Annotated in this window: 13 protein-coding genes; 12 read left to right on the forward strand and 1 reads right to left on the reverse strand. The window is 40.6% G+C overall.

What is annotated here, in order from left to right:
• The first annotated feature begins 94 nt into the window (after nt 1-94).
• From AC0VYJ_RS11590 to AC0VYJ_RS11645, 12 genes are all read left to right on the forward strand, one after another.
• Nucleotides 95-898 (forward strand): CAP domain-containing protein, encoded by an 804-nt coding sequence (locus AC0VYJ_RS11590; protein WP_430246527.1) that lies wholly within the window; start codon nt 95-97, stop codon nt 896-898.
• Nucleotides 899-1,065: 167 nt separating this feature from the next.
• Nucleotides 1,066-2,241, forward strand: a complete 1,176-nt coding sequence (locus tag AC0VYJ_RS11595; protein ID WP_475365218.1) for an acyl-CoA dehydrogenase family protein — start codon at nt 1,066-1,068, stop codon at nt 2,239-2,241.
• Nucleotides 2,242-2,251: 10 nt separating this feature from the next.
• A complete protein-coding gene (locus AC0VYJ_RS11600) occupies nt 2,252-2,701 on the forward strand; it encodes a MaoC family dehydratase N-terminal domain-containing protein (protein ID WP_475365219.1) in 450 nt (149 codons plus the stop codon).
• Nucleotides 2,698-3,099, forward strand: a complete 402-nt coding sequence (locus tag AC0VYJ_RS11605) for a MaoC/PaaZ C-terminal domain-containing protein (RefSeq protein ID WP_475365220.1) — start codon at nt 2,698-2,700, stop codon at nt 3,097-3,099. The genes AC0VYJ_RS11600 and AC0VYJ_RS11605 overlap by 4 nt, the downstream gene beginning before the upstream one ends.
• 171 nt (nt 3,100-3,270) lie before the next feature.
• The gene (locus AC0VYJ_RS11610) at nt 3,271-4,842 is read left to right on the forward strand and encodes a flotillin family protein (RefSeq protein WP_475365221.1); all 1,572 of its coding nucleotides are present in this window, start codon (nt 3,271-3,273) and stop codon (nt 4,840-4,842) included.
• A gap of 141 nt (nt 4,843-4,983) precedes the next feature.
• Nucleotides 4,984-6,363, forward strand: coding sequence for an FAD-binding oxidoreductase (locus AC0VYJ_RS11615; RefSeq protein WP_283154228.1), 1,380 nt, complete (start codon nt 4,984-4,986; stop codon nt 6,361-6,363).
• A gap of 151 nt (nt 6,364-6,514) precedes the next feature.
• The gene (locus AC0VYJ_RS11620) at nt 6,515-7,738 is read left to right on the forward strand and encodes an ISL3 family transposase (protein WP_475365222.1); all 1,224 of its coding nucleotides are present in this window, start codon (nt 6,515-6,517) and stop codon (nt 7,736-7,738) included.
• Between the two features lie 122 nt (nt 7,739-7,860).
• The gene (locus AC0VYJ_RS11625; RefSeq protein ID WP_475365223.1) at nt 7,861-8,733 is read left to right on the forward strand and encodes a 3-hydroxyacyl-CoA dehydrogenase family protein; all 873 of its coding nucleotides are present in this window, start codon (nt 7,861-7,863) and stop codon (nt 8,731-8,733) included.
• Between the two features lie 18 nt (nt 8,734-8,751).
• Nucleotides 8,752-9,900: an acyl-CoA dehydrogenase family protein gene (locus AC0VYJ_RS11630; RefSeq protein ID WP_475365224.1), complete on the forward strand. Its 1,149-nt coding sequence runs from the start codon at nt 8,752-8,754 to the stop codon at nt 9,898-9,900.
• A gap of 14 nt (nt 9,901-9,914) precedes the next feature.
• On the forward strand, nt 9,915-11,102 hold the full coding sequence (locus AC0VYJ_RS11635; protein ID WP_475365225.1) for a thiolase family protein: 1,188 nt from the start codon (nt 9,915-9,917) through the stop codon (nt 11,100-11,102).
• A 96-nt stretch (nt 11,103-11,198) separates the two neighbouring features.
• Nucleotides 11,199-11,669 (forward strand): GNAT family N-acetyltransferase, encoded by a 471-nt coding sequence (locus tag AC0VYJ_RS11640; RefSeq protein ID WP_194221706.1) that lies wholly within the window; start codon nt 11,199-11,201, stop codon nt 11,667-11,669.
• A 76-nt stretch (nt 11,670-11,745) separates the two neighbouring features.
• Nucleotides 11,746-13,221 carry a flavin monoamine oxidase family protein gene (locus tag AC0VYJ_RS11645; RefSeq protein WP_430246543.1) on the forward strand — a complete coding sequence of 492 codons (1,476 nt, stop codon included), beginning with the start codon at nt 11,746-11,748 and terminating at the stop codon, nt 13,219-13,221.
• A gap of 28 nt (nt 13,222-13,249) precedes the next feature.
• Here the strand turns inward: AC0VYJ_RS11645 and AC0VYJ_RS11650 are convergent, their stop codons facing one another.
• Nucleotides 13,250-13,837, reverse strand: coding sequence for a DUF6944 family repetitive protein (locus AC0VYJ_RS11650; RefSeq protein WP_430246583.1), 588 nt, complete (start codon nt 13,835-13,837; stop codon nt 13,250-13,252).
• Nucleotides 13,838-13,947: the final 110 nt, after the last annotated feature.

The following is a 13,947-nucleotide window of genomic DNA, read 5'->3' on the forward strand; positions in this document are numbered from 1 at the left end:
AAATGCTCTCGGTATTCTCGATTTTTACCACAAATACTTTGCCCTCTAATAGAAAAACTAAGACGGTAACAAAAGAATCAAAGGAGGGCAACGTATGTACAAAAAGTTAATGCCGTTATTATTGCCGGGTTTATTGCTTCTTGGAGCATGTAATGCGAATAATAACGATGAAGCGTTAAATATCAATAAAACTAGTTCACCTACAGAGGGTATTCAGCGAATAAACAGTGGTCAACTAACGATCGATCCTAATTCATATAGCACTGAAACACCAAGTGGTAAATTCCCTCATGGTGAAATGGTTCAGGATGGTCAGTTCGAATTCAATGAAGCACTTCCTAATGTTGATCCAAGAGAATATTTACCTGAAGGATTCCCAGAGCAATACGGAATCGGTGGCAAGGAAGAACAACAGCGTCAACAAAAAATGAGACCTGATCAAAATACAGGTCAATCAGAGTCAAATCAAAAAGCCGCACCGAATCAAGAGAAGTCTCCAACCTCCGAACCATCAGGGGAAATCACGAAAGAAGTCCAGCAAGTGATCGATTTAACAAACAAAGAACGAAAAAAGCAAGGGCTTTCTGCACTAAAAGCAATGCCATCATTAAGCGATGTCGCACAGGAAAAATCACGCGACATGCAGCAAAAAAATTACTTTTCTCACACAAGCCCTACGTACGGATCTCCATTTGATATGATGAGGGACTTCGGCGTAGATTTTAATACGGCTGGAGAAAACATCGCACAAGGTCAGCAATCACCAGAAGCCGTGGTTGATGCTTGGATGAAAAGTGAAGGTCACCGTAAAAACATCATGAACAGCAGTTTTACTCACATTGGGGTGGGACTTGCTCAGGATGGTCATTATTGGACACAGATGTTTATTGGAAAATAGTACAGCAGGTGAAAGGGTCATGTACGTGACTCTTTCGCTTTTTTATTGAAAAAATTTCAAGAATCTACATAATGAAGAAGGAGGTCTCTTTACTTTGTCGAATCAAGATACTAACCGGTTAGTAAGTAATCGTCTAAATATGATAAACTCACAAGGAGAGATGACCGATGGATTTACGATTAACTGACGAACAAGTGATGGTTCAAAAAACGATTCGGAAATTTGTAGAAAATGAGTTAATCCCTTTAGAAAATGATGTACTTCGAAATGAACGTGCAGGAAAGCCAGGCGTATCCGCCGAAAAGATGGAGGAGCTTCAGCAAAAAGCGAAAAAAGCAGGATTCTGGGGAATTAATACACCAGAGGAATATGGTGGCGCTGACCTTGGTCAAATGATGCTTGCCATTGTGATGATGGAAGTTTCTAAAACATTTGTCCCGTTTCGTTTTGGTGGATCAGCAGACAATATCTTGTATTACGCCAATGAAGAGCAGAAGGAAAAGTACCTCATGCCAACCATTAATGGTGAAAAAAAATCATGCTTCGCTATGACAGAACCCGGCGCGGGATCAGATACGCGCAACATTAAAATGACTGCAGTACGGGATGGGGATAATTGGGTTCTTAACGGAGAGAAAACGTTTATCACTGGCGGAAATGAAGCAGATTTTGTGATGGTTATTGCCATTACAGATAAAGAAAAACACGCAGCTACAGGTAGAGATGGTGTCACGTGTTTTATTGCGGACCGAGAGATGGGATGGAAATCTGAATACATCCACACAATGGGAGAATGGGGACCTGCTGGCCTAGTCTTTGACAATGTACGTGTGCCACACGAAAATATCCTTGGTGAAGTAGATGGAGGATACAATCTCGGACTTGAGTGGATCGGGTTTGCTCGCTGGATTGTTGGTGCGACAGCGGTAGGAGCAGGCGAAAGATTGTTGAAAATGGCGATTGACTATGCAAATGAAAGAGAAACATTTGGAAAGCCCATCGCAGAACGTCAAGCGATTCAATGGCAAATCGCCGATTCAGCTGTTGAAATAGAGGCCGCTAAATGGCTGGTGCTTAACGCAGCGTATACACTTGATGAAGGGAAAGATAATCGACAACTTGCATCGATGGCGAAATTATATGGATCTAACATGGGGAATCGCGTTGTAGACCGCGTTCTACAAATTCATGGGGGTATGGGCTATACGAAAGAGCTACCAATTGAACGCTGGTACCGAGAAGCTCGCCTTTGGAGGATCTATGACGGAACGGATGAAATTCAACGATTAATCATTGCTAGAAACCTGCTGAAAGGGCATGTGAAAGTAGGACAATACGCTTAGGAGGGTATTTATGTTTGAATCGCTCATTGGGACCCGGTCCAATCCTGTAAAAAACATTGTTGAGCGCGGTTCTTTGAAAGCGTTCTCAAAAGCAATTGGAGATGAATCGCCTATTTATATCGATGAAGCAGTAGGAATGCGCTCAAGATACGGAGCAAACATCGCGCCGCCTACATATCCAAGAGTGTTTGACTATGGAGAAATAAACGGATTTGATTTACCAAATGTCGGATTGATTCACGGAAAACAATCATTTCACTATGAGCGTCCACTTCTAGTTGGAGAAACGGTGATGTGCTCGACATCACTTGAAAACTATTATGAGCGAAAAGGAAAGAGCGGCTTGCTTGGTTTTCTCATACTAAAACGATACGGAGAAGAGCCAAATGGAAAACTCATTTTTACAGAAGAGCAAGTGGTTATTATTACTGAAGCAGTGAGAAAGGGGATGAAATCATGAAGATGGCTAATGACTTTGAAGTGGGGACACAGCTAGAAATCACTCTCCCTCCTGTTTCAAGGTTAGATCTTATTAAATATGCCGGGGCATCCGGAGATTTCAACCCAATTCATACGATTGACGAAGAGGCTGCAAAAGCAGGGCTCCCGGGTATCATTGCTCACGGAATGTGGACGATGGGAAACTTATCAAAGCTATTTACTCCCTATTTTGAAGAAGGTTTCCTAGAAGATTATACTGTTGCTTTTAAAGGAATGGTTTTCTTAAACGATGAAATTACTCTTCAATCATCACTCGTTTCCATCCAAAATGATCGGTATTATTTTGATGTACTCGCTATTAATCAAAATGAAGAAACAGTTGTGAAAGGATCAGCAACACTTAAAAGATACCAATAAAACTAAATAAACAACTCTCCATTTGAAACGAACCATTCACGGGTTCGTTTTCTTTCCGCAATAAAATCGTTAATTCGATTAATTCTGAAACTTTATTTGTTCCAAATCGTAGAAATTAAGGAAGGCAGTTACATAGCAACCTTTACAATTTTTCGAAAGGATGATGCAAGCATGATGGAATTTATCGGATTAATCATCTCCGGTATCATTTTGTTTATATTATTAGTGGCTGGTGGGATTGGCTTTTTTATTTTCAAAAGAAGATACAAAACCGCTAGCTCAAACCAAGCGCTGATTATTACAGGACCAAAACTAGGCGATGCTGAAAAAGACAATCGAATCTTCGTAGATGACAACGGCCGCAGTATGAAAATTGTACGCGGTGGCGGGATACGATTAAAGCTATTCCAAACAAGTACACCGATTGATCTAACATCATTTCAATTAGAAATTGCTTCACCAAAAGCCTATACTTCAGAAGGTGTTCCTATTAGAGCGACAAGTGTCGCAGAGATTAGTATTGGAAGTAAACTTGAAATTGTCGCGAACTATGCAGAAAAATTTCTAGGTAAGCCTCAAAAAGAAAAAGAACGTGAATTAAAAGAAGTTCTTGAAGGACACCTTCGGGCCATCATTTCTTCTCTTACAGTCGACGAAATTTACAAAGACTTCAATTCAGTGAACAAAAAAGTGAAAAACATTGCTGAAGAAGATCTTAAAAATCTTGGTTTTGAAATTACGTCGTTTGCTTTAAAAGAATTAAAAGATGACGATGAAGAGAATGGATATCTAGAAGCGCTTGGGCGTCCAAGAATTGCGGAAGCACGAAAAGACGCTGATATTGCGGAAGCAAATGCAAGACGTGAAACCCGTATGCATAAAGCCAAAACAGATCAAGAAGCAGAAGAAGATGAGATTAGACGACAAATTGAGATTGCACGCTCTCAAAAAGACAAAGATGTGAAAGAAGCCGAGTACAAAGCTGAAATTGAACAGGGGCGCGCACGTTCTGAACAGTCTTACAACCTAGAACAGGCGAGATTAAATCAGAAAGTAAAAGAAGAAGAGATGCAAGTTCAGTACATTGAACGTCAACGTCAAGTGGAATTGGAACAAGAGGAACAGAAGCGTCGAAAAACTCAGGCTGATTCAAATGCATACGATATTCGTGCAAATGCCGAAGCAGAAGCAGAGCGCGATCGTATTGATGGACAAACAAAAGCTGATATTGAAAAGCAAAAAGGACTAGCTGAAGCGGAAGTTATTAGAGAACGTGGCCGAGCGGAAGCAGAAGCAAAAGAATTAATGGCTCAAGCAATGGAAAATTACGGTGATGCTGCGATTATTGAAATGCTTGTTGAGATGTTGCCGAAATATGCACACGAAATTGCTCAGCCGCTATCTCAGATTTCAGAAATGAAAGTGATTGATCTAGGAGGTAGTAATAGTAGTGGTTCAACCAAAATAACTGATAACGTCACGAAAACAATGACAGGTCTTCAAGCAAGTCTGAAGGAATCAACGGGAATGGATTTGAAAGCTATGTTAGAAAGCTTTGTTTCTAGAGGGCAATATGACTCTTTCTCCGCTAATGATCAAGTTAATGATCAAGACTCTAAAGATGAGAAAGATGAGGAACACAGCACATATGATAGCCAATATGAAGTCGCCACCGCTTATGAAGAAGAGAATGAAAAAGAAGCACAAGAAAATATTGAACAAGTGGAAGAAGAAAACAAGTAACACTGTTAAAGTCTGACAAAAGTCAGGCTTTTCTTTTTGACTTATTGCTATAAGAATTGACGTTATGAAAACAGTAGTGATAAAGTAATGAGAGTATTATCAGAAAAGTGTTAATTTTACATAAGAGTGGAGGAAAGCTATATGAAAATCGTATCTTTGCTTTCAACATTTCTAGACGATGATCAAATTAGTGTTAATGCAACGATTCTCGAACAACATAGCAAAGATGAATCTTATCATACGCCACACGATCCGGACGTTGTTGTTTTCCCAAGAACAACCGAGCAAGTAAGTAAAATTATGAAAGCGGCCAATGAGCATAGGATTCCCATCGTGCCATTTGGCTTGGGATCTAGTCTTGAAGGGCATGTGATTCCATATCATGGCGGTATTTCAATTGATTTTCAATTGATGAACCAAGTTCTCGAAGTTCGACCAGAAGATTTTCTAGTACGCGTCCAACCAGGTGTCACACGTTCACAATTAAATAAAGAATTGAAAAAACACGGTCTCTTTTTCACAGTAGATCCAGGTGCGGATGCAACGTTAGGTGGCATGGCCTCAACAAATGCAAGCGGAACCACTTCAGTACGGTATGGTGTAATGCGTGATCAGGTTCGAGACATGGAAGTTGTTCTTGCCGATGGACGGGTCATCCATACCGGTAGCATGACTGCAAAGTCTTCATCAGGTTACCATTTAAATGGCCTTTTTGTAGGCTCAGAAGGGACACTTGGGACATTTACAGAATTAACACTCAACGTAAACGGCATACCAGAAGCTACGCTTGCAGGGCGAATCGTTTTTCCAACTGTAGAGCGAGCTGTAGCCACCGTTACTAATATTCTTCACGCAGCCATTCCGGTCGCTAGAATCGAACTAGTAGACGCACGCTCAGTACAACAGGTGAACAAAACAAATGAAACCAACTATATCGAAAAACCAACGTTATTTGTTGAATTTCATGGTAATGAAGCGGGGTTAAATCAAGATGTTACCTTTGCCAAAAGCATCGCAGAAGACAATGATTGCGAAGAATTTATATTTGAGCACGATACGAAGAAAAGAGCGCTTCTTTGGGAAGCGCGACATAATCTTGCTTACTCCTTTAGTCATGGTTCTCCAGGAAAAAAGATGATGGTAACAGATGTATGTGTTCCCATTTCAGAGTTAACTGGCGCCATTCTCGATGCACGAAAAGCCATCGAGAAATTTGATTTAGACGGAGCTCTACTGGGGCATGTAGGGGACGGGAATTATCATGCTATTGTGATGATTAATCCCGATGACCCCATTGAACTTGAAAAGGCAAACAAGCTAAACCAACACCTAGTGCACTATGCTCTAGATCGTGGCGGAACTTGCACTGGTGAGCATGGGGTAGGTACTGGCAAAGCTCAGTATCAGCAAAAAGAACATGGAGGTTCTCTCGAAGTCATGCTGGCATTGAAGAAAACGCTTGACCCTAATGGGATCCTAAATCCGGGGAAAATTTTCGTGACTGATCAAGTTTCATTCTAGATATGAAAGACCGTTCAAACAACTGAACGGTCTTTTTAATTGGCTCTATAATATTTGTTGGGGTTTAAGAAAATGAAGCACAAAAATACACGCAAGCTCCTATATCTTTTAAACTTGAATTGACGAGAAACAAGAAAAAGATTGGAGTTGCGTGTACGTGCATTTTAACATGAATTTACCCGGATTAGAAGAAGTGATGGTATCGAAAATGGAAGCCATTAATGGCCAGTATCATGTTCATATTGAAGTGCCAAAGAAGGCGCACCAGTGCCCCCAATGTGAAGAATGGACTGTACGTGTTCATGATTATCGGACTCAGAAAGTACAACACCTTAAAGTATTTGAGCGAACGGCTTTTTTGTTTTATCGCAAGCGCCGTTATGTGTGTGCTTGTGGGAAACGATTCGCTGAAAGGAATTCGATCGTCAATCGCTATCAGCGTCACTCAAAGGAATGGAATCAGGCCCTGGGATTACGCGTGGTACAGGGGAGGAATTTTAAGGATACCGCAGCCCAATTTCGTACGTCGCATTCAACTGCGATAAGGCGGTTTGATGAAGTCGCCGCACCAACGCTTCAAGAAGTGAGTGATCTTCCTCGTGTCATCGCTATTGATGAATATAAAGGAGATACCGATGAAGGAAAATATCAAGTTGTCATTGCGGATGGAGATACAAAGCAGCCTTTGGATATCCTTCCTAATCGCTCCATTGAGACCGTAAAGGACTATCTTCGCAAGAAGGGGTCGCGAGTTGAAGTGGTGATCATGGACATGAGCTATGCCTTCAAGTCAGCTGTTCAAAAGGCACTAGGAAAGCCAATCATCGTGGCTGATCGCTTTCATTTTTGTCGCTACATCTATTGGGCATTAGAGCGTGTACGAAGAAGAGTTCAACAGAATTTCCATGATTATGACCGTAAAAAGTGCAAGCGAATGAAGCATGTTTTTTACAAGCGATATGAGCAGTTGAGTGAGAAACAAAAGTGGTATCTGGACCGTTACCTTGGATTATCCGAGGAATTACGAAAGGCTTACGAGTTAAAAGAAGCGTTTCGAAGCTGGTTTGAGGAAGCGAAACGAATCGGTCAAGAGAATCCTAACCAAGTTAAACAGTCTCTGTATAATTACTACAAAACGGTTGAAGCAGAGAATATGAAGGAGTTCAGACAAGCCGTTCAAACACTTAAGAACTGGCAACCAGAAGTCCTGAATAGTTTTGCCTTGAACTATAATAATGGTTTTATCGAGGGTTTAAACAATCAAACGAAGGTCATTAAGCGAAATGCCTTTGGTTTTAAGCGATATGACCGCTTACGAAGAAAGATCCTTTTACATCATCAGTACAAAAAAATTCGTCATTTTCAACTAGGATAAGGAGTAGGAGATGAATCTCCTACCCCAACATTTGATTTAGAACCTTTTAATTTGAATCCTAAAAGGAACTAGTTGTCTTCTTCGAGAAGTAAGTGTAGTACAAAATGTAAGCGATTTCACTTATGTGTTTTTTAGGAGGACGAGAAATGACGATGACGAAAATTGCTGTTGTTGGGGCAGGTACAATGGGAAAAGGGATTGCTTTCTCAGCTGCAGCTGCAGGGCTTTCAGTGAAAATGCACGATGTTAGTGACGAGGCTTTGAAGCAAGCACAGATCTATGTAAAAGACCAATTTGAACGTTTGGTCAAGAAAGAGAAAATAACAAGAGAGCAAGCAACAAAAAGATTCAAAGGAATACAATTCACACACGAATTGAAAGAAGCCGTCTACGATTGTGATCTTGTGATCGAAGCAGTCCTTGAGGTAATGGAATTAAAAACAAGCATTTTTAAACAACTAGATGAGTTTGCTCCAGCTCACGCTATTCTTGCAACAAACACTTCGACAATGAGTCCAACCGAAATTGCCGCACAAACCATGCGCCCTGATCAATGTCTTGCTCTTCATTTTTTTAATCCGGTACCAAAGATGAAGCTCATTGAAGTCATTTGTGGGCTGGAAACATCTGAAGATACCATTGATAAAGCGATGCGGTTTGGAGAAACCATTGGAAAAGAATGCGTAAGAATCAATGAGTTTCCAGGCTTTGCAGTTAGTCGTATGAATTGTCTAATTGGCAACGAAGCGATGAATATGGTGATGGAAGGTGTAGCTACACCCGAAGACATTGATAAAGCCATGAAACTTGGTCTAAATCATCCAATGGGTCCTCTTGAACTAGCTGATCTTGTTGGTCTTGATACTCGACTACGCAATATGGAGTACTTATACAAAACGCTAGGTGAAAAATATCGACCCTGTCCCATTTTAATAAAGTACGTAAAGGCAGGAAGACTTGGGCGAAAAAGCGGAAGAGGCTTTTATACATATTAATAGAAAGAAGGGTTAAGATTGGACTTTCAACTCGATCAAGACATCGAATATTTAAAAACGACTGTCCGAAACTTTGTAGAAAACGAAGTAGAAAAAGTGGCCATGACCATTGAGCGTGAAAATCAAATACCAGAACACATTATCGAGATGTCAAAAGAATTAGGTCTATTCGGTCTTAGTATTCCAGAAGAGTATGGCGGACTTGGAATTGGAATGGTTGGAAAATGCGCTCTATATGAAGAATTAGGTAAAACGCATAACGGGTTTACTACTTTAATTGGAGCACATACGGGAATTGGTTCGGTTGGAATTGTTGAACTTGGTAATACGGAACAAAAGGAATATTATTTACCCGAAATGGCACGAGGAAACATGATCGGAGCCTTTGCTCTTACTGAGCCATCTGCAGGATCAAATGCCTCTAACTTGAAAACGACAGCCGTCAAACAAGGTGATAAATATATTCTAAACGGTACGAAGCATTACATTACTAACGCAACAGAAGCGAGCGTTTTTACCGTAATGGCTGTAACTGATCCTTCACAAGGTACGAAGGGGATTACATCCTTTATCGTTGAAAAAGATTTCCCTGGCTTTCAAGTTGGTGCAGTTGAAGAAAAAATGGGGTTAAAAGGGTCACATTCAGCTGAGCTTATCTTTGATCATTGTGAAGTACCAGAGGAAAATGTTCTTGGAAAAGTAGGAGAAGGATATGTTAATGCATTAAAAATTTTGGCAAATGGTCGTGCAGGCCTCGCTGCTCGTAATCTTGGATCTTCCCAAAAGCTATTGGACTTATGCATGTCTTACGTGGAGGAGCGCATCCAATTTGACGTGCCGATCATTGAACACCAAGCTGTTGCCCATATGGTAGCTGAAATGGGAGTTGAAATTGAAGCACTTCGATCTTTTACTTATCGTGTCGCATGGATGGTTGAAGAAGGAAAAAAGGTCATTAAGGAAGCGGCAATGTTAAAGCTGTATGGATCTGAAGTATACAATAGAATCGCCGACAAGGCTCTACAAATTCACGGGGGGCTCGGTTACATTTCAGATTATCCGATTGAGCGATTTTTCCGTGACGCTCGGATCACCCGTATTTATGAAGGTACATCAGAAATTCAGAAAAACATCATTGCAGGTCAACTTCGTAAAGAATACAAATGAGGAGGTAAAAAGGAGTGGAAAACATCGTTATCGTAGAACCAGTTCGAACACCAGTAGGACGCTACGGTGGTGTCTTTAAAAATCTAAACTCTGGAAAGTTAGCTACCTATGCCATACAAGAAACACTAGCTCGATCAGGTCTCCCCCCTCACTTAGTAGAAGAAGTCATTTTAGGAGAAGTAAGACAAACAACCGAATCATCTAATGTAGCGAGAGTCGCTTCATTACGTGCTGGCATTCCTGAAACCTCTCCTGCATTTACAATCAATCGACTTTGCGCATCAGGTATGCAGTCTGTCGCCTCAGCAGTCCAACAAATTCAATCAAAGCAGTCATCTATTCTGATCGCAGGCGGAACAGAGAGTTTAAGTCAGGCTCCCATTTATTTAAGAAATAGCCGTTTCGGAGGAGACAAAACGCAATTAGTTGATTCTAATTCAGAAGCTGGACAACAGCCTGTTGAACAATATGGTTCTCATCTTGGCATGGGTATTACAGCAGAAAACGTAGCCGAACGTTACAACATATCGCGGGATGAACAAGATGCTTTTGCAGCAGAAAGTCAGCGACGAGCAGCAGAAGCGATTGAAAAGGGTAAATTTAGAGATGAAATTGTTCCGGTCGAAATTCAAAATCGTCGTCAAACGAATCTTGTCGATCAAGATGAACATCCTCGTCCAGGCACAACAATTGAGAAACTTGGCAAATTAAAACCAGTATTTAAAGAGAACGGAACGGTGACAGCTGGCAATTCTTGCGGGAGGAATGATGGAGCTGTTGCCATGCTTGTGATGACTGAAATAAAAGCAAAAGAATTAGAGCTTCAACCCATTGCTAGAATCGTTGATTGGGCAACTTCTGGGGTTTCTCCTGAGATAATGGGAATCGGACCAATTCCATCCTTTCGGAAACTTTTAGAACGCACAGGGAAAACGCTCGAGGAGATCGGTTTAATAGAGCTCAATGAAGCCTTTGCTGCTCAGGCACTCGCTGTTATTCGAGAACTTGAATTAGACATGAGCAAGGTAAACGTAAATGGAGGAGCTATAGCATTAGGTCATCCGCTCGGTGCTACAGGTGCTCGCATTCTAACCTCTTTGATATATGAAATGAAGAAGAGAAACGAACGCTTTGGAATCGCAACATTATGCGTTGGCGGTGGACAGGGCATGGCCATGATGGTAGAAAGTATAAACGGATAGACTCTTATCGGAGGCGGCATCTGCCGTCTTTTTTGATGCGTTGTTTGCACTTGGGTTCTATAATAAAAAGAAAGAGAATCACGGAAGGGGAATGGCATGCATATCAGGCCTTTTAAAGAAAACGATTTAATAGAAATGATTGATCTTTTTTATGACACTGTTCATTCTATTAACCGGAGAGACTATACAAACATACAGGTAAATGCCTGGGCTAATAAAACTGAACTTAATAGGCGTCATGCATCATGGGGAGAGGAATTCGAACGAAACTTCACTTATGTTGCTACCTTAGACAAACAGATCGTAGGATTTTGCGATTTAACCTCTTCAGGACTGCTTGACCGTTTATATGTTCATAAAGACTACCAAAGAAAAGGAATCGCTTCCGAGCTCTTAGAAAAAGTGCAACAGACCGCACGTTTGAACAATATGGAACAGCTTCATACGGAAGCAAGCATAACGGCAGTTCCGTTTTTTAGAGAGCAAGGATTTTCACTAGTAAAAAGTCAGCTAGTTGAAAAAAACGGTATCCAACTTAAAAATTTTCTCATGGCGAAGGAGTTATAGGCAATAGTGATGTTAAAAACTAGTTCGTATAGTTTTTAAATGTAACTAATATGTTAGTGAAAAAAGGATGATGGTGATGTCTCGAGAATTCACTACGCCTCAATACCCTAACGAGATGCTTAATATCATTAAGAATGGATTGAAAAAATCGTCTTCACCAACGAACGTTATTGTTGTGGGAGCTGGCGTTGCAGGACTAGTATCAGCATCCTTGTTAAAGAAGGCCGGTCATCGAGTTACCATTCTAGAAGGAAACGATCGTGTTGGCGGGAGGGTTTACACTCTTAGAAAACCATTTACAGATGATAATTATCTTGATGTTGGCGCTATGCGTATTCCTACAACTCACAAATTAACGTATGAATATATCAGAAGATTTCAACTTAAAATGAATCGCTTCGTGAATTCCTCTCCAAGAGATATCATTTATGCTAATGGAGTTAGAACTACAAGAGAAAAATACGAAGCAGACCCTGATATCCTTCAATTTCCCGTTGAACCTCACGAAAAAGGAAAAACCGCTACGGAATTATTTTTATCAGCAGTTAATCCATTTTTACTGCTTTATAAAGAAGGTGACGCTCAACAAAAGAAATTCATTCGTAAAAAATTTGATCAGTATTCAATGGAGAATTTTCTTCGCTTCAATCCCATTGGTCCTTCGCTATCTCCAAATGCTGTTCGAATGGTTAAAGTACTTTTAGGCATTGAAGGATTTTCGGAACTATCCTTTATCGACATTCTAACCGATATCGTAAATACTGTTTTTAATACTGACATGGAATTTAACGAAATTACTGGTGGAAATGATCAATTGCCTCGGTCTTTTCTACCTGAGCTAGAAGAGAATCTCTTGTTAAATCAAAAAGTACACCGCCTCATTCAAAGACCACAAAGTGTTCAAATTCAGACGAGGAATCAACAAACAGGAATTATTGAAAAGTTTAACAGCGATTATGTTCTTATGACTGTGCCTTTTTCAGTGTTTCAATTTATAGAAGTTTATCCGTACCGTTCTTTTTCATTTGATAAATGGAAAGCAATCCGTGAGTTGCATTATGTAGCTTCTATTAAAATTGGGATTGAATTTAAAGACCGATTTTGGGAAAAAGAAGGGTTGAATGGTGCAAATACCATTTCGGATTTTCCTAATCGCTATACGTATACACCTAGTCGCACAGGTAATGAGCCAGGAGCTGGAGTCTTACTAGCAAGTTATAGCTGGGAAGATAACGCGATGTTATGGAATAGCTTAAATGATGATCAAAAAATCACACAATCCCTTGAAGATCTTGCAAAAATACATGGACCTAAAGTATTTGATGAGTACTTGACGAGCGCATCATTTAGCTGGAGTCAAAATCAATTCTCAGGAGGTTGCTTTACACTCTTTAAACCGAATCAAATTACCGAATTTGAAAGCATCGTAAAAAAACCTGAAGGAAGAGTTCACTTTGCAGGTGAGCACACATCAGATTTCCACGGGTGGATTGAAGGAGCAGTTGAATCTGGTGTTAGAGCGGCATTTGAAATCAATGAGCGCACGTTATAAATCCTTTTAATCTCATTTAACAGATCGCTCAATGTTCATAATACTCTTTTGTGAAACCAATGGCTGCAATGGCTGCCCCTGCAGTTTGACCATAACTTCCAATGGCAAGAATCTGTTGTCCCATCTTCTTATTTCCATTCTTCACATACAGAAGCCCAATAGCTTCAATAGCAATGGCAAACGATTGAATCGTTTGCCCGGTTGTGATGAGCTCTGCATAGAAGGCTTCACTTATACTCGAGCTTTTTGCTTCGAAAGCAGCTCCAGCTGATTGAATAATATCTCCCATAATGTCAATATTCAGCGCTTCTTCATCAGTCCCCGTTACAATTCCTGATCCACCAAGAACATTTGCAATATTACCAGCAGACTGTAACCATGCTCCGAGCGTTCCAAACGTTTCATTCTCATTAGAAGTCAAGCTGCTTCTTCCGATAGCTTGAAGAGAGTTCCCCGTTGCTTCGACGCCATTCCCAATTACATAAAGGTCTCCTCCGATATCCTCCATAAGTGAGTCAGCTTCATTTGCTGCAACAATTGTATTCCCAATAGAGGCAATAGCTGCACCTATCGTCTGGATCCACGCTCCCGAAAGAATGAGGAATTCTCCGTACACCTCCAATACTAAACACGCTCCTTTTCATACTTTTATCCTATTCGTTTGATTTGCATTGTGACCAAAGTCGATCGTCTAATTTAGACCACCAAAGAAGGAGGGACTCCCAC

It is taken from the genome of Anaerobacillus sp. 63XJN7_5_ISO-PGPR-S23-430, assembly GCF_056173695.1.

Excerpts from the sequence above, each read along its gene's own strand:
- AC0VYJ_RS11590 (WP_430246527.1), top strand. The coding sequence starts at position 95 with ATGTACAAAAAGTTAATGCCGTTATTATTGCCGGGTTTATTGCTTCTT.
- AC0VYJ_RS11615 (WP_283154228.1), top strand. The coding sequence starts at position 4,984 with ATGAAAATCGTATCTTTGCTTTCAACATTTCTAGACGATGATCAAATT.
- AC0VYJ_RS11625 (WP_475365223.1), top strand. The coding sequence starts at position 7,861 with ATGTGTTTTTTAGGAGGACGAGAAATGACGATGACGAAAATTGCTGTT.
- AC0VYJ_RS11595 (WP_475365218.1), top strand. The coding sequence starts at position 1,066 with ATGGATTTACGATTAACTGACGAACAAGTGATGGTTCAAAAAACGATT.
- AC0VYJ_RS11600 (WP_475365219.1), top strand. The coding sequence starts at position 2,252 with ATGTTTGAATCGCTCATTGGGACCCGGTCCAATCCTGTAAAAAACATT.
- AC0VYJ_RS11645 (WP_430246543.1), top strand. The coding sequence starts at position 11,746 with ATGTCTCGAGAATTCACTACGCCTCAATACCCTAACGAGATGCTTAAT.
- AC0VYJ_RS11605 (WP_475365220.1), top strand. The coding sequence starts at position 2,698 with ATGAAGATGGCTAATGACTTTGAAGTGGGGACACAGCTAGAAATCACT.
- AC0VYJ_RS11640 (WP_194221706.1), top strand. The coding sequence starts at position 11,199 with ATGCATATCAGGCCTTTTAAAGAAAACGATTTAATAGAAATGATTGAT.
- AC0VYJ_RS11610 (WP_475365221.1), top strand. The coding sequence starts at position 3,271 with ATGATGGAATTTATCGGATTAATCATCTCCGGTATCATTTTGTTTATA.